Below are 21206 nucleotides of genomic sequence, written 5' to 3' on the forward strand. Positions count from 1 at the left end.
AATGCTAATGTCCAGAAGGCCGTGCTCATCCAATCGGAACACCGTGCTTTCAAAGATGCGATCAAAGCAACCGTGCCGGCTCCAGTACCTGAGCTTCCGGTAAATGCGGGAGTAATGAATTTCCGGACGACAGTCATCCCCTTTTTCTATTGGGAGTTCAGCCCACTGACAACCCGTGTGTAAGAGTTTCAGGATGCAGTTGAAGATTTTATAGTCGGTGATTTTTGGGGATGGTCCAGACTTGGGTTGCTTGAGGTGGGGTAAGATAAATTCATCGAATTGCTGAGGTGTTAAATTGGTCGGGATCCTTTGCCACCGCTGACTTCTCGGTTTTTTGGCCATGAACGTTCCTGTCTGTTGGCAAAAATCGGAAGTCTACTCTCTATCCCTTACCCAGAGCACCTTTCAGACAAATTCAGGGACATCTCGAAACCCGCAATGAGTTGGGCAAAAGGCAGCGCTCGGCGGCATCACCAAAGTGGCTGGCCGCACCCTACAGCAAAAATTAAAAGTGCTGATGTTTCAAGCCCTTCGCCCTGCTCATATCACCCGGCTGTATGGTGTAACTGCCAGCCATAAATCAATGTTAACAAGAGAGTGTAGACGGTAAGAATGTAATACCAACCGCCACTCAATTTCGGGGTTTTAATCGGTGCCACATTTAATATCGCTAATGCCACTAAGACAATATAGAGGAGTGTGGCGAAAACAGACGCACCGACAAGGCCATCAAAAACAAAAAGAAAGGCCAGGATGATGCTGTTATTGTCCAATGCTAAACCTTGGTAGGTTGATTCGTCGATCAAACCAAATACATTGAAATAACTTAATCTGAGCACTCCTGCTGCGACGATAATAAAAGCTCCCGGAACGAACCAAGGACTAAAATTACCGTAGCTTAATAAAACGACTGCAGGGCAGATGCCAAAGCTGACAATGTCGATCAGTGAGTCGAGTTGCCCACCGAATAGCCGCTGCTTTTCAGTCCTGCCTTTCAGCCGTCGGGCGATAATCCCATCGCTCCAGTCAAAGAATATGGCCCAAATCAGCCCGATCATTGCGGCTGGGAATATACCTAAAATAGCGAAATATATTGCCAGCACCGAAGAAAAAAGCCCCGCCAGTGAGCAGAGGTTGGGTAAGTCTTTAGCGAAGGAGAGTATCGTTGCTGGTGTCACAAGCGAGTCGTCGGTGCTTTCTACTGCTGACATGTGTTTTCCTCTGGCTCTGCGTTATTGACAGGAACGGCATCGTTACTTGAATTAAGCTTTCCAGCGGCTACTATGTTATTTAACGCAGCGACGATATTGCTGTTTTCAGCTGGAGTGCGACTGGCTATACGAATATAGCGGTCAGATTCAGGCATGCTTTTACCTTCGCAATGTTTAATATATATATTGTGATCAACGAACAGTTTTCGAGCCACATCCGGGCCGGAAGGTGCGTGATCGGGGAGGCGGCAGAAAATATAGTTGGCTTCTGGTTTATAGACAACCATACCGTCGATCGAACAAAGGTCTAGATAAAACTGATCCCGTTCTTTCCGAACCTGGGCGCAGCTAGTCTCGAACTCTTCACGGTATTCAGGTGCCATTTTTAGAAAAGTCTCGGCAAAACCATTCAAGTTCCAAATATGTAGTCCCGCACGAACTTTATCAGCAAAAGCAGCATTGGCCGTGAGCATATAACCGATACGCAAGCCGCAGATACCGTAAGCCTTACTCATGCTCTTAAAAATCGCCAGATTTTGGTACTGTGCGATATCTCTTTCAAGCGTCTCTTTATCGCGATTGCTGGCAAAGTCGATAAAGGACTCATCGACGATGAGCATGCAGTCGTGCTCGGCCAGTTTTGTCACCAAACGAATAAGGTCAGCCTTGGGTACCAACAATGAAGTTGGGTTGTTGGGTGTCACCACTATCGCAACATCGGCCTTGCAACGTTGTGCCTCTGCAGCGAACTTGTCTACGTCAAGCTGGAAAGATGGCGCATCAAGCGCAAACTCGACAACGGTTCCTACTGGAGCGGCATTGGCATACTCATTAAAAGACGGCACAGGAATAATGAGTTTTTTCGCAACATGCCCAGAGACGATTTTGATAAGTTCTGCGGCACCGTTCCCCACCACAATTCGTTCCGGTGGTTGATCAATCAGGTCCCCTACCCAACCGGCCAATGTGCCTTGGGCAACGGGATAATTTAGGACTAACTCATGGATTTGGCTTTTCAGCAGTTCAAAGAACCGCTCTGGTGGAAAGTGAAGATTGTACAGGTAGGCATGATCAATAAAGCCATAGCGCCAATAGCCTCCATGGGCAGTGGCGAGTGCTTCATATTGCTGTTCTCTAGAGGTTTGATCTTGATTCTGCATTACTTTGATTCTTACCTTATCAGGCTATAACAGGCGCGGTTGGCACACTGAAGAGCACATTGCGCCACAAAATGAATAGAAGAGTAGCAAGCGCTCTATACAGTGTCTGTTTTTTTATTTGCACGAATATTCTGAATATCCGTCACCAGAGGTCTAAGCCAGCGTTCAGCGGCTGTGGTCTGAGGAGCACGAGGAAACAACAGCTCCGCCTGATGCAAATCTGCTACGGTATCAATCTCATACCATCGGTCTTCGTGAAAGAAAACAGCTTCAAATTTAAGCGAACCGTTGGCCACCATATCGGCAAATACCACTTCATAATATTCACCAACACGCTCGTCAGTAATATAGCGGTCTAACAACGTTATCATCTTATGCCAGCTCTCCAAGGATAGGCTGTAGATGTTAACGGTTTTATACCGGAGTTTATCATCTAGATTCTGTTTAACATGGAAAGCAGTGACGTCTTCTTTGGCATTGAGTTCAACGGTTGTTCCATTCATCCAGGGTAGGATATTGGAAATCGCCATTCTGTCCGGTGTTAGCATATCCTCTAGCATGGATTTTTCAAAAACCAGATCGCTTTCTATCAGCATAAATGGCTCTTGGATAGCCTGCCGAGCCAGCCAAAGTGAGTAAATATTGTTGGTTGTCTTATAGACAGGATTAAAGACGTACTCGACCTGCATATCCGCAGCGTTTTTTTGAAGAAATTCACGGACACAATGATCCAAGTATCCTGTTACCACCACCAATCGACTGATACCCAGCGAACGGAGATTATCAACCAAACGACCTAAAATGGGTATTCCTCCGACCTCGGTAAGACACTTTGGTGCATCAAGGGTTAATGGGCGCAGGCGTGATCCAGTGCCTGCGGCTAAAAGCAGTGCAGTAGTTATACGATTACCAATAGTCATAAATAGTCAGTTATCCTCACAGTCATAGCTAGAAATTTTATCGACGTCAGTTTTTTGTCTTTTCAACCAGGCCTCTATTTCATCCCTATAGAAGCGTCATCAACTCCCTATTTTGGACCCAGTAAGCTAACCTTTTTGCGCCAGTCGTTAGAGATGGCCGCTGCTGAGCTTAAAATATTTGGCCCACACATCTACGGTCAAGATCACAACAAATAAACTTCTGTAAACTTCTGTTAACAATCTTATCGTTTGTATACTAAGTAATTATTGACGCAGTTGCAAAAATTATCAGCCAAAAATCAGTAATTTATCTATTTTCACGCAGTAATAATGTTTAGTGATGTAATCATTGGTAGTTATTTTTTATCACTCAAATCACAAAAAACACCATCGGAAACGGAAGTCTGGCCAATCAATAATACAACTACTTTTTAACAAAACTTCCTGTTAAATCAATGATGAACCAACGTGACCTGACGCACAAAAACATCAGATTCCTTTGATGCTTGCCAGCTTTCTGAACATCAATGCAAATGATAAAATTATCACCTAATTACAATTTTTGTGAGATTGATCACGGAAGGTAATTAAAGTGCAATTATCAAAATTCTGTAACTGTTCACCCGCAAATGGTTGACAGTTAGAACGTTAGCTCTTTAGGTATTGGGTAATAGGTCTTTTCAATGCAAGCTCGCACCACCGATTTTAACCAGTCATAAGGGTTGAGTCGGAGCAGCTTTGCCGTTTCAAGGAGAGACAACATGCGTTGCCTAAACTGCTCTCCTCGATGGGAACGCACACCATAGCAACCAACTCATTGCGGGTTGTAGAGTGATTGGGATTGGGTCGCTATCAAATGAGTCTTCTCTGACGGTTTGAAGCTGGAGTTTTAGCTCTGGCGGACGTTAAATCACCGATTTTCGCTGTCCTCGGTGTTTGCAGAGCACAGCGATCCGGGAGAGCCCCATCCTGAGACTCTCCTGACGCCACTTACTTACAAAACTCAGCTCTGGCAGAAGTGCCTGAGGTTGATCATCGTATAAGCGATCGTTTTTAGCGCGTAATGCACTGGACTGAGCCGTTCAAACCGGAGCAACAGACGCTTAAACTTGTCTTCCCAGGCAAAAACACGCTCGATGGTACGGAAACGTTCTTTGAAGATATCCGGGTTATAAAACCGCTTTCGACCCCGCTTGGAAGCCTTGCGGTTCCTGGGATTCTCCGGAATATTCGGTGTCATCCCCTGGTTGAAGATCACCTTCCGATTGGTTCGGCTATCATACACACCATCCAGGCTCATGATGCGACCCTTCAGGTCAAGGCCAACCGCCTTAACCATCTGCTTCAGAGACTTCATGGCCTCTGGCAGCAAAGGACATTCATTGCGATTGCCTGGTGCAGCGATAAAGGGGGCGATGACGTTGCAGTTGCGATCACAAACAGCCACGACTTTATCGCCTTTCATGTGCTTATGCCCATTGAATCCAAGGTTATCCCCTCCCTTCTTGGCGGCCGTTGACGTCCCATCTCCTTGGAGAATACTAATGTCCAGAAGGCCGTGCTCATCCAATCGGAACACCGTGCTTTCAAAGATGCGATCAAAGCAACCGTGCCAGCTCCAGTACCTGAGCTTCCGGTAAATGCGGGAGTAATGGATCTCCGGGCGACAGTCATCCCCTTTTTCTATTGGAAGTTCAGCCCACTGACAACCCGTGTGTAAGAGTTTCAGGATGTAGTTGAAGATTTTATAGTCGGTGATTTTTGGAGGAGGTCCATGCTTAGGTTGTTTGAGGTGGGGTAAGATAAATTCATCGAACTGCTGAGGTGTTAAATTGGTCGGGATCCTTTGCCACCGCTGACTTCCCGGTTTTTTGGCCATGAACGTTCCTGTCTGTTGGCAAAAATCGGGAGTCTACTCTCAATCCCTTACCCAGAGCACCTCTCAGACAAATTCAGGGACATCCCGAAACCCGCAATGAGTTGATTGCGATAGACTTCACCTTTCATGACCTGAAGGCGAAAGGAATCTCTGATTACGAAGGAACCATGGCTGACAAGCAACGTTTTTCAGGCCACAAAGAGATGGGACAAGTAAACACCTATGACCGTAAAACCGACATCGTTCCGACAATCGGCTCGGAAAGTATTAGCAAATAGTATTAGCAAAGTATTAGCAGTCGAAGTGGGCTCTGTTTGAATTTTTAAAAATCAAGGGTGATAAAACGGAGAAAAGAGAGGGTGAGAACGCACACCCTTACCACTATAACTTACTGTTTTTTATGGTTTTTCATAACAAACGCATCTAGCTTATTGGCAAAACTCTGACGATCAGATTGATTCAACGTGGCAGGGCCACCCGTTTGAATTCCGCTGCTTCGCATGGTTTCCATGAAATCACGCATTTGTAAGCGCTGCTTAATCGTGTCTTTGGTGTACATTTCACCACGAGGGTTTAATGCATGTACTTCATTTGTGATCAGCTCATCGGCTAAGGGAATATCAGCGGTGATCACCAAGTCCCCTTTTTCAGCTTGCTGCACAATGTGATTATCTGCCACATCAAAGCCTGCCGGAACTTGTGTTGATCGAATATGTGGTGAAGGCGGTACTCGCACATGGTGGTTTGCGACTAACGTCACCATGATCCCTACTCGGTTTGCCACACGAAACAGGATCTCTTTAATCACATTCGGACACGCATCGGCATCAACCCAAATCTGCATCTTATACTCTTCCTTTTTTTGTCGTTCATGACTGAACGCCATTTTATACCAATCTGCATAACAGCATACAAAAAAGCCGCCATTAATTAACGGCGGCTTTTTTAGCTTCTACAGTTTGCTCTTTTGCAAACCAATAGAGCGGACTAATAGATTAGCCTGTAAGACCTTGCTTACGTAGGTACTCTTCGTAAGTACCGTGGAAATCTTCAACGCCATCTTTAGTGATTTCAAGGATGCGAGTTGCAACCGAAGATACGAACTGACGGTCATGAGATACAAACATTAATGTACCTTTAAAGTTCTCAAGCGCAAGGTTCAATGCTTCGATAGATTCCATATCCATGTGGTTGGTTGGTTCATCCATCAGAAGGATGTTTGGTTTTTGCATGATTAGCTTACCAAACAACATACGACCTTGCTCACCACCAGAAATCACTTTAACAGATTTCTTGATGTCGTTTTGAGAGAACAGCATACGACCAAGGATACCGCGAACAACTTGCTCGTCGTCACCTTCGTTTTTCCACTGGCCCATCCAGTCAAGAAGTGTCATATCTTCTTCGAAGTCTGCACTATGGTCCTGAGCATAGAAGCCGATATTGTGGTTTTCAGACCACTTGATCATGCCTTCCATTGGTTCCATTGCACCAGCAAGGGTATTAAGGAGAGTAGATTTACCGATACCATTCTGACCGATAATTGCGATACGCTCGCCCACTTCAACCATTAGCTTAACGCCATTGATTAGAATGTTCTCGCCGTAACCTTGCTTTAGACCTTCAACTTCCAGAGCATTACGGAAAAGCGGTTTTTCCTGGTCAAAACGAATGAACGGAGTTTGACGGCTTGATGCTTTAACTTCGCTAAGCTGGATCTTATCAAGCTGCTTCTGACGCGACGTTGCTTGTTTTGCTTTTGATGCGTTAGCAGAGAAACGGCTTACGAACGTTTGTAGTTCAGCCATCTGTGCTTTCTTCTTCGCATTATCAGCATGTAGCTGATCACGTGATTGCTCTGCCGCGAACATGTACTCATCATAGTTACCAGGGAACAGGCGAAGTTCACCGTAATCCAGATCAGCCATGTGGGTACAAACACTGTTTAAGAAGTGACGGTCGTGCGAGATGATGATCATTGTGCAGTTACGTGCCAACAAGATCTCTTCCAACCAGCTAATAGTGTGGATGTCCAGGTTGTTCGTCGGTTCGTCAAGAAGCATAATTTCCGGGTCCGCGAAAAGAACCTGAGCAAGAAGAACTCGTACTTTAAGACCCGGAGCAACTTCGCTCATTAGGCCAAAGTGCTGCTCTTCAGGAATACCAAGACCAAGAAGTAGTTCACCAGCACGTGCTTCTGATGAGTAACCATCCATTTCAGCGAATTCTGTTTCTAGATCGCCAACACGCATACCATCTTCATCTGACATTTCAGGCAAAGCGTAAATACGGTCACGTTCTTCTTTTACTTTCCAAAGCTCTTTGTGACCCATGATAACGGTATCAACAACAGAGTACTCTTCGAATGCAAACTGATCCTGGCCCAGTTTCGCCATGCGCTCATTTGGATCTAATGAAACAGTACCGCCTGATTGCTCTAATTCGCCGCCAAGGATTTTCATGAATGTTGACTTACCACAGCCATTCGCACCGATTAGACCGTAACGCTTACCGCCGCCGAATTTAACTGAAATATTTTCAAACAATGGCTTATCGCCAAACTGCATTGTAATGTTAGCTGTAGAAATCAATGTACTGTTCCATAAATAGTTTATGTATCAAGCATTAAAAAAGCCGACATCATTAGCCAGCTTCTTCAATTTTAATTGCGGCGAAGTATAGCAGGTTTCGTGAGCCACATCACTATGAATAATGATTGTTTATCCATATTTGTCTATCAAACAATGCCTTACTGACTTAGCACTTAATGGTCTCTCCCCTCCGTCATACCCGAGGCGTCGGAAATCCATGAACGAAGTGGATTACTACATGCAGCACTGTGATCAACCATTACAAACTGTCTAGAAATGTGAGCACAACTGTAAGGTATTGCTACACTTTAGTCGTTAAAAACTCACTAAGCGGTATTCATACGATCAATCTCAGGAGGAGAATGATGAACGCATTGTCAATTAGGAAACGATTATTATTACTCATCATTATTGCTGTTCTTGCACTAATAACGGTAACAAGCATTACCTTGATAAATCAGAAAGCCGATATGATGGCTGAACGAAAAAATCAAATTCAGGTGCTGGTTGAAACTGCAGAAATCCTAGTCACCCGCTTGTATCAACAAGCAAATGCAGGTGACATCACAATGAATGAAGCAGAACAACGAGCCAAACAAGCCATTGATGCCATGCGATATGGAAAAAATGGTTACTTTATGATCTATAACACTCAGGGAGTGATGGTACACCACCCTATTGCTACCAATCTTATCGGTAAAAATCTCAATACCCTGCAAGATATAAATGGGGTATATATTGTGCGCGAACAAATTTCTACAGCACTCAATGGTGATGGTTTTGCTGATTACTACTGGAAAAAATCAAGTAATGACGAAACGCCCTACCATAAAGTTTCATATTCTATCTTCTTCGAACCTTGGGGATGGGTACTCAATACCGGCTTATATGTCGATGATGTTGAGTCAGCTTTCTGGGGCAGCGTTACTCTATTACTTCCTGCTATTTTGTTAATTGCAGCTCTATTGGTAGCAGCATCTCTTGTCATATCTTCTAGTATCGTTTCACCATTAAACAAGTTACAACAGCTAATTAGTCTGGCGGAAAAAAACTTAGATCTGACGGCTCGCTCAACTATTACCGGTAACAATGAAGTATCGGCCGTGGGTCAGGCATTCAATAGCCTGATGGACGCTTTTGAACAAACCCTTACCAGTATTTCCCATGGTGCCACTCAGCTTAACAAAGAAGCAGAAAAACTCGATAATTTATCAGATTATATCGTTACAGCATCAACACATCAGTCTGACGATACTAGCTCTATTGCAGCTTTAGTGCATGAATTTACATCCAGTATCAATACCATTTCGCTTGATGCCGATCAGATGAAACAACTCTCAAATGAAAGCGGCAACCACGCATCTCAAGGTGCAGCCACCATGCACCAAACCTTAGATAACATGAAAAAAATGTCTGAGACATCCATTGAATCCAGCAATGCTGTATCAGATTTGGATGGTCACTCTAAGGAAATTGAAGGCATTATTAATGTCATCAAGAACGTTGCTGAACAAACGAATTTGCTTGCACTGAATGCTGCGATTGAAGCCGCAAGAGCCGGAGAACAAGGCCGTGGTTTTTCTGTTGTAGCAGAGGAAGTCAGAAACTTAGCCGAACGTACTTCTGATTCGACTAAACAGATCACCTCTACAATTCAAGATCTGAGAATAGGTATTGAGAACACGGTTAACCATATTGAAAACAATGTGACTGCTGTTAATCACAATATGGAACAAACTCAAAAAGCAGAATTAAAAGTACTTCACATGCAAAAAATGTCTGAACAACTAATCATGATCATTGATGAAGTCTCTGGCTCATTACACGAGCAATCGAATGCAAACAATGAACTAGCAGAACGCATTCATAAAATTGCAGATATGGCGACAAATAACCATCAATCCGCAGCAGAAGTTCAAGTAGCCGCTAAGGAAGTGAACAGCTTGGTATCAACATTTCAGTTATCTATTAATCGGTTTAACGTTTCATAGTTAACTTTCAACTTAGTACTTTGTGTGCAGTTACGGGGGCTTTTATTTTCAGGAAAGCCTTGACTGCACATCGAGTTATTTATCAAAAAAAGGCGAACCCAGAGGCTCGCCTTACATTCAGCTATAACGTCGATTAGTACGACTTATTCCCAATCAAGGATCACTTTGCCAGACATGCCAGAACGCATGATGTCAAAGCCCTGCTGGAAATCGTCTATCTTGTAGTGGTGCGTGATAATTGGTGTTAAATCCAAACCAGACTGAATCAAGCTTGCCATCTTATACCACGTTTCAAACATCTCACGACCATAGATACCTTTGATAATCAAGCCTTTAAAGATCACCTGATTCCAGTCTACCGCCATATCTGATGGTGGAATACCCAGCAGTGCAATTTTACCGCCGTGGTTCATGTTCGTTAACATGCTGTTGAATGCTGACGGCACACCGGACATTTCCAGACCCACATCGAAGCCTTCGGTCATGCCCAGTTCAGCCATCACATCTTCAAGCTTCTCTTCCGCAACGTTAACGGCACGTGTTACGCCCATCTGACGAGCAAGATCAAGGCGGTATTCGTTCACATCAGTGATAACAACGTGGCGAGCACCAACGTGCTTTGCAACAGCTGCCGCCATAATACCAATTGGACCTGCACCGGTTATGAGCACGTCTTCACCCACTAGATCGAACGATAGCGCCGTATGAACAGCATTACCAAACGGGTCAAAGATAGATGCCAGATCGTCAGAAATGCTGTCAGGAATCTTAAACGCATTAAATGCAGGAATGACCAAATACTCAGCAAATGCGCCTTCACGGTTTACACCCACACCTGTCGTGTTACGGCACAGGTGTGTACGACCACCGCGACAGTTACGGCAATGGCCGCATGTAATATGGCCTTCGCCAGATACACGGTCACCGATTTCAAAACCACGAACTTCCTGGCCGATGCCAACCACTTCACCAACATACTCATGACCGACAACCATTGGTACCGGTATGGTTTTTTGTGACCATTCGTCCCAGTTGTAGATATGGACATCAGTACCGCAAATCGCCGTTTTCTTGATGCGGATAAGTAGATCATTGTGGCCCATTTCAGGCTTGTCTACTTCGGTCATCCAGATGCCTTGTTCAGGCTTTAGTTTTGATAGCGCTTTAATTTTCATTGTTCTATTCGCTTACATCTTGAATGCTGTAATAGGCCAGGTTGGTCACCCTTGATAGCCTTTTACAGCATATAACGAGAATAAAGTTGCCTCTTGGATCTTTAAGAGACACGTTTGGAATTAATTTGAAGTATCGAGTAGATAGTGTCGAGAAGCGAGTAAAGGACGATAAATACTCGTCCCTCGCTTCCCGCAGCCCGAGACTTAAATAATCCCCATCTCTTTGCCCACTTCGATAAACACATCGATTGCGCGATCTAGTTGCTCAGGTGAATGAGCTGCAGACATTTGAGTACGAATACGCGCTTGACCTTTTGGTACTACAGGGAAAGAGAAACCAACGACGTAGATACCTTTCGCCAGTGCACGTTCTGCAAATTCTGCCGCTACTTTCGCATCACCCAGCATAATTGGAATGATTGCGTGATCTGCACCAGATAGTGTGAAGCCAGCCTCAGCCATACGAGTACGGAAGTGCGCTGAGTTTTCCCATAGACGCTTACGCAGGTCACCACTTTCAGCAAGCAGGTCGATAACACGAATCGATGCAGAAACAATCGCAGGGGCCACTGAGTTCGAGAACAAGTACGGACGAGAGCGCTGACGTAACCAATCAATCACTTCTTTCTTACCAGCCGTATAACCGCCCGAAGCGCCGCCCATGGCTTTACCCAATGTGCCCGTAATGATGTCGATGCGATCCATTACATTGTGGTGCTCGTGTGTACCACGGCCATTTTCGCCCATAAAGCCGACTGCGTGTGAATCATCGATCATCACAAGCGCACCGTACTTATCAGCAAGATCACAAATTGCAGGAAGGTTAGCAACAACACCGTCCATCGAGAAAACACCGTCAGTAACAATCAGTGTATTGCGAACACCCGCTTCCTTCGCGGCAATCAGCTGCGCTTCGAGCTCTGCCATATTGTTGTTTGCATAACGGAAACGCTTGGCTTTACAAAGGCGAACACCATCGATGATAGATGCGTGGTTTAGGGCATCAGAGATAATTGCATCTTCAGGGCCTAAGATTGTTTCGAACAGGCCGGTATTGGCATCAAAACAAGAGGTATACAGAATTGTATCTTCCGTACCCAGAAAGGCCGATAGTTTTTGTTCTAGTTCTTTGTGAGAATCCTGAGTACCACAGATAAAACGTACCGATGCCATGCCGAAGCCATGCTCATCCATACCGGCTTTTGCCGCTTTAATCAGTTCAGGGTGATTGGCTAAACCAAGGTAGTTGTTCGCGCAGAAGTTCAGAACTTCTTCACCAGTATCAACACCATCTTTGTTAAGGATAGAAACAGCCGCTTTTTGCGCTGACGTAATGATACGCTCAGACTTGTATAATCCCTCAGCTTTTACGTCTTCGATTTGCTGGTTGATTTGGTCGTAGAATGCAGCAGACATAGTGTTCCTCACATTTATTATATTTTGGGGAAATAGCTATCCAGTGAAATACAAACTTAACGCATGTCTTACAACATCGATAAGGTCACTTAACACTCGCTCGTAGATTATTAGCTAATAAATCGTACAATTAACACATCGATTTAACTTTAAACATTCTAATTCAAGTGCATTACAACTATTATCCCCTCATGTGGAAAATGATTGTTGAACCTGAGGCACAAATCCGTGGACACTAACAGACTTATTGCATTAATGCCTGATCTCGCAGTCTTTATTATTGTTGTTGATGAAGGCAGTTATACGGCTGCAGCAAAGAAGCTTGGTGTCACGCCATCTGCGCTCAGTAAACAGATTTCACGCCTCGAGCAGTCTCTTTCGGTCAAGTTAATTGAACGCACTACCCGTAAGTTAATGATCAGTGAGTCTGGCACTAAAATTTATGAACAATGCAAGGTAATGACCAATGCTGCTAAGCAGGCTGTTGAGATCGCCAGCTCTGAACATACCATTCCATCAGGCATGCTCACCGTGGCCGCGCCAAAAGCCTTTCTGAGTATAGTACTGCAACCCTTAGTGACCCCTTTTCTTACGCAATACCCTGATATTCAGCTAAAGCTAAAAGCCTCTGATGGTGAGATTGATATCCTTTCTGAAGGCATCGATGTTGTTTTTCGTTTAACAGAACACCCTTCAGAAGCCTTGGTGAATAAAAAGATTGGTAAAGTAAATCTAACCTTATGTGCAAGCCCTGATTACCTTGAACAACGTGGCGAACCGCAAGTGCCAACCGATCTGATTGATCACGATTGTATCTACCTGGGTGAAACCGCCACCGACCATATTTGGGACTTCGTCAAAGACGACCAATTTTACACCGTGAGTGTGACGGGGCGCTACGCCGTGAATCACTCTCAGATGCGTTTGAAAGGCGTTAAAGACGGTTTAGGTATTGGTATTTTCCCTGATTTTGTGATCAAAGAAGCACTGGAAAAAGGCACTGTCAAAGAAGTACTAAAAGACTGGACGATCAAAGGCAACTATCAGGGAGATATCGCCCTTCAATTTGCCCAAACGAAGTACATGCCAGCAAGGCTTCGTGCATTTATCGATTATATTTCAGAGCATCTCTCTCAGTAACCGCGGGCTCATAACGTCATCCTCGTCGGCTCGGGGATGTCTATACCCAAACCACCGCCGCACTTACCCCCTCATAGCAGTCACACTGTCTTATAATTATTGGCATGGATCATAAAGAATCCCAAAGCGCCACTGGTCGTACTAAGTAACAATACTTAGGAGAACGACAATGAATATTCTCGCTTATGGCCTGTTAGTATCTCTCTTGCTGGGCGCTAACACTTGCCTTGCATATCCTCAAGGTTCCATGCACTGGAACCATCGCAGTATTCTCTTTTTTGCTCCCGAGAAAGACCAACATGTTCAGCAATTCATTAAGCAAGTGATGATGAACGAGTGCGTACTGCAAGAAAGGGACATTAAAACGGTTATCATTACCCATGATGGTTTTCATCAACCTGCCGATGTGTTCAGCCCAGAGACAGTTGCGCTACTGCAACGTAAATACAATATCAAGGAAACCAGCCACACAGGGGTCCTGGTCGGAAAAGACGGTCTTGAAAAGCATCGTTGGGGTAAAGAAACCAATTGGATTCTATTAACCGAATTGATAGATCATCTGCCGATGCGACAAGTCGAGATGCGAACGCGCCCAAGTCGATGCAGTATTTAAAAACAAATAAAGACTCGCTTTCTTTTTAACGGACTGACGTTTCCTACGCCTGTTCCCCTACTCCTTTCTTTTTTTGACCTGGGGTGAGTTTCTTGTCTTCAAAAATTGCTAACTTATAAATCAATTGAACATCCCAATAGCTGAAACAGGCAGAGATAATAACAATGAAGACGCCATTTCTTTACCACGGCCAGGATAACTACTGGCTTGCTCCTACCTCACAAAGCCTGAAGTTAACGTTAGTCAGTGAAGCCGGCACCTTGATTTCAGCGATCTTTATTCGCTGCGAGCCTGATAATGAAGAGCTGCTGATCGACATGGAGCGTGGAGAAATCAAAGGCCGCCTTCAATACTGGCATGGCGATATACCGTTAAATGGTCACCAAGCCACGACTCACTACTGTTTCAAAGTAATGCAAAACAGTCGGCAATGGTGGCTGCACGGCAGTGGTACTTCTCCTCGTATCCCGGGCAAAGAAAGTCATTTCAAATACAACCGTGAGGATCAGCCACCAGCATGGGTAACACAGCAAATTTTCTATCAGATCTTTCCAGACCGTTTTGCCAATGGTGAACCTGAAATCAGCGTTAGTTCTAATAAATATTGTTTACAGGGAGATGAACGCCCAACCATCGCAAAAGCATGGGGAGATCCGGTATCCGATCAAAGTGCTGATGTCCAGAGTGAGTTTTATGGCGGTGATCTGCGAGGGATCCAGAACAACATTGATTACCTACAAGATCTCGGCGTCACTGCACTGTATTTGAATCCGATATTTACCGCACCAAGCAATCATAAATATGATACAACCGATTATCGCAATATTGACCCGCATTTAGGCACTAACGAACAATTTGCGGAGATGGTTAACGACCTTCATAACCGTAAAATGAAAATCGTGCTGGATGCCGTTTATAACCATACCTCGGTTGATCATCCGTGGTTTGATATGTACCAGCGCAACAGCCAAACACTGGGCCTTGGTGCTTATGATCATCCGGATTCTGTTTATCGTCATCATTACCAGTTCAACGGCGATTCAAATCAATACATCAGCTGGAATGGCATATCGACACTGCCTAAGCTCAATTTCTCAAATCCGGATGTTCAGAATTATATTTACGCCGGAGAAGATGCCGTTATTAAACACTGGCTGCGCCCGCCTTACAATATTGATGGCTGGCGTTTTGATGTCATTCACATGTTAGGTGAAGGGGCCGGTGCCGCGAATAACGCCCATTATGTGAAAGCATTTCGTGAAGCTGCCAAATCGGTAAACCCTGAATGTTACGTACTGGGTGAGCACTTCTTTGAGGCGTCAAATTGGCTGCAAGGGGATCAAGAAGATGGCGCCATGAACTACTACGGTTTTGCCCACCCTGTTCGCGCTTTCTTCGCCAAGCAGGATATTGCCTATCACCCTTGCCAGATAGATGCCCAGGAACTGATGGATTGGTTAAACGAGGCACGCACTAAACTGCCCTGGTTAAACCAGCTTTCGCAACTGAATCAGCTCGACAGCCATGACACTATGCGCTTCCTGACGATGCTTGGTGACGATAATGAAACCATGCATCTGGCACTGTTAATGTTGTTTGCTTATGTAGGCACACCATGTCTGTATTACGGCACGGAAGTTGGTTTGCAAGGCGGTCAGGATCCCGACAACCGCCGTTGTTTCCCGTGGGAACGCACTACGAATCCTCATTCGACCTTTGACTATCTTCAGCAGTTAATTGGTTTGCGGAAATCATCTCGTGCGTTGCAGCTAGGCAGCGTGCAATGGCTGTTGGCAGAAAATCAGCACTTTGCTTTTGCTCGAACACTAAACGACGAGAGCGTTATTTGCCTGATCAACAACAGTGCCAGTGCCAAAACCTTGCACTTACCGGTTTGGCAACTCGGTATTGAATCTGGCTCACTGAAAGACTGCCTGACAGATGATGAGTGGCAGGTAAAAGACGGTTCACTGGCGATAACACTGGCTGGCAAAGAAGGCCTTCTGCTGTCGTATTCCTGAGCATCTCGCAGTCCTGAGTATCATCTTGCAATAACAATGGCCGAAATTAGCTTCGGCCATTGTTATTTCTGACTCTGCCCTTTCCATCTTGATCCCTTTCAGTTTACATTGGTTATTATTTATAGGGGGTCCATTCCCTTGTTATGGCTGAGGAACTTATGGGTCTTGAACGTTATATTGGCATTATGTCCGGTACCAGTATGGATGGTGTCGATACTGTTTTAGTAGAGATTGACGGCACTGATATTCGTTTGCTCGGTGAGCATTCGTTTCCTATGGATGCCAGCCTGAAACAGGCTCTACTTGATATTTGTTTGGGTCAGCCAACAAATCTTCAAACTATTGGTGAACTTGACCATCGTTTAGGTCACTTGTTTGCCGATGCTGTATTAGCGTTACTGACAAAAACAGGTAGCTCTGCCAAATCAGTAAAAGCCATCGGTTGTCACGGACAAACTGTATTCCACTCGCCCGAAACTCAATACGCCTTCACCATGCAGCTAGGTGATGCCAACATCATCGCTGCCAAAACCAACATTACGACTGTTGCCGATTTTCGGCGTAAAGATATGGCGTTGGGCGGCCAGGGAGCACCACTCGTCCCTGCATTTCATCAGCAACTCTTTCATGATCCCGTCATTACCCGAGTCATTTTAAACATTGGTGGCATTGCCAATATCACCGTTTTGGCACCAGACACACCCGTCACTGGTTTTGATACCGGGCCCGGCAACATGTTAATGGATGCATGGATCAATAAGCACAAAGGCTTGCCCTATGATGAAAATGCACAATGGGCAAAGACCGGTACGGTTAATCAGCCCCTTCTGGAACAGCTGCTTAATGACAGATATTTTCAGCTGGCCCCCCCAAAGAGCACGGGGAGAGAGCTCTTCAACTTGCCATGGTTAGAGCTGCATCTTGCTGACTTTATCCTTCTCCCTGAAGACGTACAGGCCACGCTAGCAGAATTTACTGCCGTAACCATTGCCAACGATGTAAGAAAACAGAGTCCGGGAGAGTTGTTAGTCTGTGGCGGCGGTGCCCACAACCCACAATTGATGCAACGATTGAGTGAGTTATTACCACAATGGGATGTACTGACAACAGCAGATCGGGGTGTTGATATCGATAATATGGAAGCCATGGCTTTTGCCTGGCTCGCTTATCGAACACTACATAACCAGCCTGGCAATTTACCAGAAGTTACTGGTGCCAGTAGGCCAGCTTCTCTGGGAGCGATATACCCGGCGTCATAGTCTGGCTACGCATCCGCCTTGCCCAACCCGTTAAAGTCATGGTTTGGGCTTCTTTTTATCGTGAAACACATCTCATATCTATTTTTTAATCTGAAAATGCATTCGGATTACAAATGAAGTAACACACCAATCACAACTCATTAAAAAATAAGTCTCCTGCTAATTATCGCCAAACAGATAAATCTCGCGTTTTATATGATAAAAACCACCCATTTACACCCGTAAAGATCACATTTTACAGTCATTAATTTTACTAGGAGAAAAACGACGCAAACGTTACACTTCTGCCACATAAAAACAACAAAATCCTTGATGACATTTTATCCAACTTCTCCCTGTAACTGTTTAGCTCACCGCTATTTCATGCAATAGCAAAGAGAGTAATAGTTACCAAAACGTGAAAGGTGCTAAGTAATAATGAGTCCGGAAAAATACCTTCTTGATTGGCAAACGAGCCAAACGAATGCAGAATCCATCTCACCACTTCTTGGTCAGCTATACCGACAAAAAGGCGTTGAAGTCCTTTTGTTTGGTCGCCAATTAGTTAATGCTTCTACCATTGACATTATCAAAGCGCACCGTGTTGCTCGTCGCTATACCGGTGAAGCTTTATCTCCAACCCAAACCCTTCCTGTCATTAAAGCGCTTACCGAACTCGACCTGTCTCCTTGTCGAGTTGATATTGGCCAGTTAGCTTATGCTTATTGGAAAGATCGAGACGATGAACACGGTTTAAATGACTTTTTACAGACTGCCCTAACAGAGTCACTGAGTAGCACGCAATCTGTTGAACCCCGTGATGTGGTACTTTATGGCTTTGGCCGTATTGGCCGGTTGCTTGCTCGTCTCTTGATTGAAAAGAGTGGCCCGGGTTACCCGCTTCGTTTACGTGCCGTTGTGGTACGTGGTGGCAAACATGGCGACTTAGAAAAACGGGCGAGCCTTTTGCGCCGAGACTCTGTTCATGGCCCATTCAATGGCAGTATTACTGTTGATGAAGATCGCAAAGCCATTATCGCTAATGGTAACTTCATTCAAATCATCTATGCGAACAGTCCAGCGGATGTCGATTACACTACCTACGGTATCAATAATGCGTTAATCGTCGATAACACGGGTATTTGGCGTGATAGTGAAGGACTAGGCCAGCACCTTGCCAGCAAGGGTGCTGAAAAAGTACTGCTTACCGCGCCGGGCAAAGGCGATATCAAAAACGTCGTGTTTGGTGTCAATGAGTCGGTTATCCAGGAAGATGACAAGATCATCTCAGCGGCAAGTTGTACCACCAATGCCATCACTCCGGTACTAAAAGCGGTCAATGATAAGTACGGAATTACTTCAGGTCATGTTGAGACGGTTCACTCATTTACCAATGATCAGAACCTGATTGATAATTTCCACTCAGGTGATCGCCGCGGTCGTTCCGCATCGCTTAACATGGTATTGACTTCAACAGGTGCAGCCAAAGCCGTCGCCAAGGCTCTGCCAGAGCTTTCAGGAAAACTGACCGGCAACTCAATTCGCGTACCAACGCCAAATGTATCAATGGCCGTTGCTAACCTGAATTTAGAATCGGATGTTACCGCCAACGAGCTCAACGACTATTTACGTGACATGGCACTGGTATCGCCACTGTCTGGTCAGATTGATTTTACTGAATCGACCGAAATCGTATCCAGTGACATTGTCGGCTCTCGCCATGCGGGTGTTGTAGATGGTGTGGCGACCATAGCCCAGGATAATCGTTGCGTATTGTATATCTGGTATGACAATGAATTCGGTTACAGCTGCCAGGTGGTTCATTGTATGGAACAAATGATGGGGGTCCGTTATAAGACCTACCCAATGCTTAAGTAACTCTTACTATAAGCGATAACAACAAACTCTTGTTCTTTGCCGCCTGCGTCTACCAGGCGGCTCTTATATACCTAATCGCTCAAATAAACTCTTTCCCCTGACAATTGGCAATAAAAGCCAGTGCGCTCTTGATCTTATTTTACCATGCAAAATATGTCACCCCCACAAAGTCTCAGTGATGTCATGCGCAGATACATCATGCTGATAAATATATTATTCCCGGTGTTATTGAGTTCGCATTATGCACCTCACATACTTATTGCGGTTTATATGCACAGTAAGTGTGTATTAAATCAATAAGATACCAGATTCATTTACTGGCATGTGGGGCTGAATCCCTCAACGGAATCTAAGCGACTCTCAAATAAAGAAAGGATATAAAATGAAATTTAAGAAAACAGTTCTGTCTGCATTGTGCACCGCAACTATTTTAGCAAGCTCAATGGCTGCTCAAGCGGCACCAAAAGGGACGATTTACCTTACTTTTGATGATGGCCCAGTCAATGCGACAGCGCCTTTGATCGATGTGCTTAATGAAGGCGATATCAAAGCAACATTTTATTTCAATGGTTGGCACTTAGACGGTATTGCCGATGAAAATGAAGATAAAGCACTCGACGCTTTCAAGTACGTATTAGATTCTGGTCATGTCGTAGGTAACCACAGCTATGACCATATGGTACATAACTGTGTTGATGCAAATGGTGATAACAGCGCTGCGGCATGTAACGTAACAGGCAACCACCAAATCGATTCATACCAGGATGCCGTATATGATGCATCTATGTTTGATAAAAACTTAGAAGTCATTGAATCATATATTCCGAATGTAAACAGCTACCCTAACTACAAAGCCAATAAGTTAGCTCGCCTGCCATACACCAATGCCTGGCGTGTAACCAACACTTTCAAAGCTGATGGCCTGTGTGCAACATCTGATGATTTCAAACCTTGGGAAGCAGGTTATGTATGTGATCCGCTAAACCCTTCAAACAGTGTTCGCACATCCATCCAGGTAGCAGAAATTCTAACCGATAAAAACTATCGACTCCATGGCTGGGATGTAGATTGGGCACCTGAAAACTGGGGTATCGCAATGCCGGCCAACAGCCTGACGGAAGCTGATGCATTCTTAGGCTATGTTGATGCAGCTATCAATGCATGTGCCCCGACGACTATCAACCCTGTAAACTCAAAAACACAAAACTTCCCATGTGGTACATCACTGCATGCTGACAAGGTAATCATACTAACGCACGACTTCCTGTTTGAAGATGGCAAGCGTGGTATGGGGGCAACTCAAAACCTACCTAAGCTGGCGAAGTTTATTAAAATCGCAAAAGAAGCAGGTTATGTCTTTGATACGATGGACAACTATGCACCAGCATGGTCCGTCGATGTTGCATATGCAGCAGGTGATTATGTCACTCACCAGGATACTGTCTATAAAGCAGTAAAAGCCCATACAGCACAAGCTGACTGGGCTCCATCTTCAACATCTACCCTATGGGTTAACAACATGCCAACAACGGTATGGACAGTGAATGTAAGCTATAACGATGGTGATGTTGTAAGTTATATGGGTAACCGTTACGTTGTTAATGCTGCTCATACTTCACAAGCAGCCTGGACACCAAGCACAGAGCCAACTCTATTTACTCAGCTATAATCAGTTGTAACTAATACTTCATCACAGAAATTTTGACGAGTTCTGTCACCAAACTTCGTCATTCCGTAAAGTGAGGTACGAACTTATACGGAATCTAAGGAGCAGACGGTTAGAACTGGATCCCGGATATCTCGTTCCTCTATTCCGGGATGACGTGTTTAGGAACTTCAACTGTTCATAATTTATGTGAAAGAGTACTTGTCATCTGATTAAAGTACACTCCGCTGAAAACAAAAGCGTGAAGGTTAGCCTTCACGCTTTTCAGTTTTTTACCTAGCACAATATTCGCAGTCAGATCACGAAT

Annotated in this window: 16 protein-coding genes and 1 pseudogene; 7 read left to right on the forward strand and 10 right to left on the reverse strand. The window is 44.7% G+C overall.

Going from position 1 to position 21206, the window contains the following annotated elements:
- From L4D76_RS17790 to L4D76_RS17825, 8 genes and pseudogenes are all read right to left on the reverse strand, one after another.
- Window positions 1–342, reverse strand: a 342-nt coding sequence (locus L4D76_RS17790) for a transposase (RefSeq protein WP_428442230.1), incomplete at its 3' end; no start/stop codon positions are given.
- A 203-nt stretch (window positions 343–545) separates the two neighbouring features.
- Window positions 546–1211, reverse strand: a complete 666-nt coding sequence (locus L4D76_RS17795; protein WP_428442231.1) for a CDP-alcohol phosphatidyltransferase family protein — start codon at window positions 1209–1211, stop codon at window positions 546–548.
- Window positions 1199–2371, reverse strand: coding sequence for a pyridoxal phosphate-dependent aminotransferase (locus L4D76_RS17800; RefSeq protein WP_428442232.1), 1173 nt, complete (start codon window positions 2369–2371; stop codon window positions 1199–1201). The genes L4D76_RS17795 and L4D76_RS17800 overlap by 13 nt, the downstream gene beginning before the upstream one ends.
- A 95-nt stretch (window positions 2372–2466) precedes the next feature.
- Window positions 2467–3291: a phosphocholine cytidylyltransferase family protein gene (locus L4D76_RS17805; protein WP_428442233.1), complete on the reverse strand. Its 825-nt coding sequence runs from the start codon at window positions 3289–3291 to the stop codon at window positions 2467–2469.
- Window positions 3292–3931: 640 nt separating this feature from the next.
- A pseudogene (locus L4D76_RS17810) lies at window positions 3932–4102 on the reverse strand (IS66 family transposase); the annotation flags it as partial.
- 192 nt (window positions 4103–4294) lie between these two features.
- Window positions 4295–5170: an IS5 family transposase gene (locus tag L4D76_RS17815; RefSeq protein WP_428442234.1), complete on the reverse strand. Its 876-nt coding sequence runs from the start codon at window positions 5168–5170 to the stop codon at window positions 4295–4297.
- Window positions 5171–5558: 388 nt separating this feature from the next.
- The gene (locus tag L4D76_RS17820; protein WP_428442235.1) at window positions 5559–6014 is read right to left on the reverse strand and encodes a YaiI/YqxD family protein; all 456 of its coding nucleotides are present in this window, start codon (window positions 6012–6014) and stop codon (window positions 5559–5561) included.
- Between the two features lie 151 nt (window positions 6015–6165).
- Window positions 6166–7761 (reverse strand): ABC-F family ATPase, encoded by a 1596-nt coding sequence (locus L4D76_RS17825; protein WP_428442236.1) that lies wholly within the window; start codon window positions 7759–7761, stop codon window positions 6166–6168.
- 362 nt (window positions 7762–8123) lie between these two features.
- On the opposite strand from L4D76_RS17825, the gene L4D76_RS17830 reads away from it, so the two are divergent.
- On the forward strand, window positions 8124–9752 hold the full coding sequence (locus tag L4D76_RS17830) for a methyl-accepting chemotaxis protein (RefSeq protein ID WP_428442237.1): 1629 nt from the start codon (window positions 8124–8126) through the stop codon (window positions 9750–9752).
- Between the two features lie 143 nt (window positions 9753–9895).
- Here L4D76_RS17830 and tdh read toward each other — a convergent pair whose 3' ends face one another.
- Together tdh and L4D76_RS17840 are read right to left on the reverse strand one after the other, a co-directional pair.
- Complete coding sequence (gene tdh / locus L4D76_RS17835) at window positions 9896–10927, reverse strand: L-threonine 3-dehydrogenase (RefSeq protein WP_428442238.1); 1032 nt, start codon at window positions 10925–10927, stop codon at window positions 9896–9898.
- 204 nt (window positions 10928–11131) lie between these two features.
- Window positions 11132–12343 (reverse strand): glycine C-acetyltransferase, encoded by a 1212-nt coding sequence (locus L4D76_RS17840; RefSeq protein ID WP_428442239.1) that lies wholly within the window; start codon window positions 12341–12343, stop codon window positions 11132–11134.
- Window positions 12344–12571: 228 nt separating this feature from the next.
- Between L4D76_RS17840 and L4D76_RS17845 the strand changes: the two genes are divergently transcribed.
- The 6 genes from L4D76_RS17845 (at window position 12572) to L4D76_RS17870 (ending at window position 20902) form a co-directional block, all read left to right on the forward strand.
- Window positions 12572–13483: a LysR family transcriptional regulator gene (locus tag L4D76_RS17845; protein WP_428442240.1), complete on the forward strand. Its 912-nt coding sequence runs from the start codon at window positions 12572–12574 to the stop codon at window positions 13481–13483.
- 169 nt (window positions 13484–13652) lie between these two features.
- Window positions 13653–14096 (forward strand): DUF4174 domain-containing protein, encoded by a 444-nt coding sequence (locus tag L4D76_RS17850; protein WP_428442241.1) that lies wholly within the window; start codon window positions 13653–13655, stop codon window positions 14094–14096.
- 164 nt (window positions 14097–14260) lie between these two features.
- Window positions 14261–16117: a maltodextrin glucosidase gene (gene malZ, locus L4D76_RS17855; RefSeq protein ID WP_428442242.1), complete on the forward strand. Its 1857-nt coding sequence runs from the start codon at window positions 14261–14263 to the stop codon at window positions 16115–16117.
- A gap of 158 nt (window positions 16118–16275) precedes the next feature.
- Window positions 16276–17376, forward strand: coding sequence for an anhydro-N-acetylmuramic acid kinase (locus tag L4D76_RS17860; RefSeq protein WP_428442284.1), 1101 nt, complete (start codon window positions 16276–16278; stop codon window positions 17374–17376).
- A 417-nt stretch (window positions 17377–17793) separates the two neighbouring features.
- Window positions 17794–19233: a glyceraldehyde-3-phosphate dehydrogenase gene (locus tag L4D76_RS17865; RefSeq protein ID WP_428442243.1), complete on the forward strand. Its 1440-nt coding sequence runs from the start codon at window positions 17794–17796 to the stop codon at window positions 19231–19233.
- Window positions 19234–19615: 382 nt separating this feature from the next.
- Window positions 19616–20902, forward strand: coding sequence for a polysaccharide deacetylase family protein (locus L4D76_RS17870; RefSeq protein ID WP_428442244.1), 1287 nt, complete (start codon window positions 19616–19618; stop codon window positions 20900–20902).
- Window positions 20903–21206 lie beyond the last annotated feature (304 nt).

Source organism: Photobacterium sagamiensis (assembly GCF_050337085.1).
GTDB lineage: Bacteria > Pseudomonadota > Gammaproteobacteria > Enterobacterales > Vibrionaceae > Photobacterium > Photobacterium sagamiensis.

Coding starts and splice junctions, on each gene's coding strand:
- L4D76_RS17805 (WP_428442233.1), bottom strand. CDS start 3,291: ATGACTATTGGTAATCGTATAACTACTGCACTGCTTTTAGCCGCAGGC.
- tdh (WP_428442238.1), bottom strand. CDS start 10,927: ATGAAAATTAAAGCGCTATCAAAACTAAAGCCTGAACAAGGCATCTGG.
- L4D76_RS17800 (WP_428442232.1), bottom strand. CDS start 2,371: ATGCAGAATCAAGATCAAACCTCTAGAGAACAGCAATATGAAGCACTC.
- malZ (WP_428442242.1), top strand. CDS start 14,261: ATGAAGACGCCATTTCTTTACCACGGCCAGGATAACTACTGGCTTGCT.
- L4D76_RS17870 (WP_428442244.1), top strand. CDS start 19,616: ATGAAATTTAAGAAAACAGTTCTGTCTGCATTGTGCACCGCAACTATT.
- L4D76_RS17815 (WP_428442234.1), bottom strand. CDS start 5,170: ATGGCCAAAAAACCGGGAAGTCAGCGGTGGCAAAGGATCCCGACCAAT.
- L4D76_RS17830 (WP_428442237.1), top strand. CDS start 8,124: ATGATGAACGCATTGTCAATTAGGAAACGATTATTATTACTCATCATT.
- L4D76_RS17850 (WP_428442241.1), top strand. CDS start 13,653: ATGAATATTCTCGCTTATGGCCTGTTAGTATCTCTCTTGCTGGGCGCT.
- L4D76_RS17840 (WP_428442239.1), bottom strand. CDS start 12,343: ATGTCTGCTGCATTCTACGACCAAATCAACCAGCAAATCGAAGACGTA.
- L4D76_RS17860 (WP_428442284.1), top strand. CDS start 16,276: ATGGGTCTTGAACGTTATATTGGCATTATGTCCGGTACCAGTATGGAT.
- L4D76_RS17820 (WP_428442235.1), bottom strand. CDS start 6,014: ATGCAGATTTGGGTTGATGCCGATGCGTGTCCGAATGTGATTAAAGAG.
- L4D76_RS17795 (WP_428442231.1), bottom strand. CDS start 1,211: ATGTCAGCAGTAGAAAGCACCGACGACTCGCTTGTGACACCAGCAACG.
- L4D76_RS17865 (WP_428442243.1), top strand. CDS start 17,794: ATGAGTCCGGAAAAATACCTTCTTGATTGGCAAACGAGCCAAACGAAT.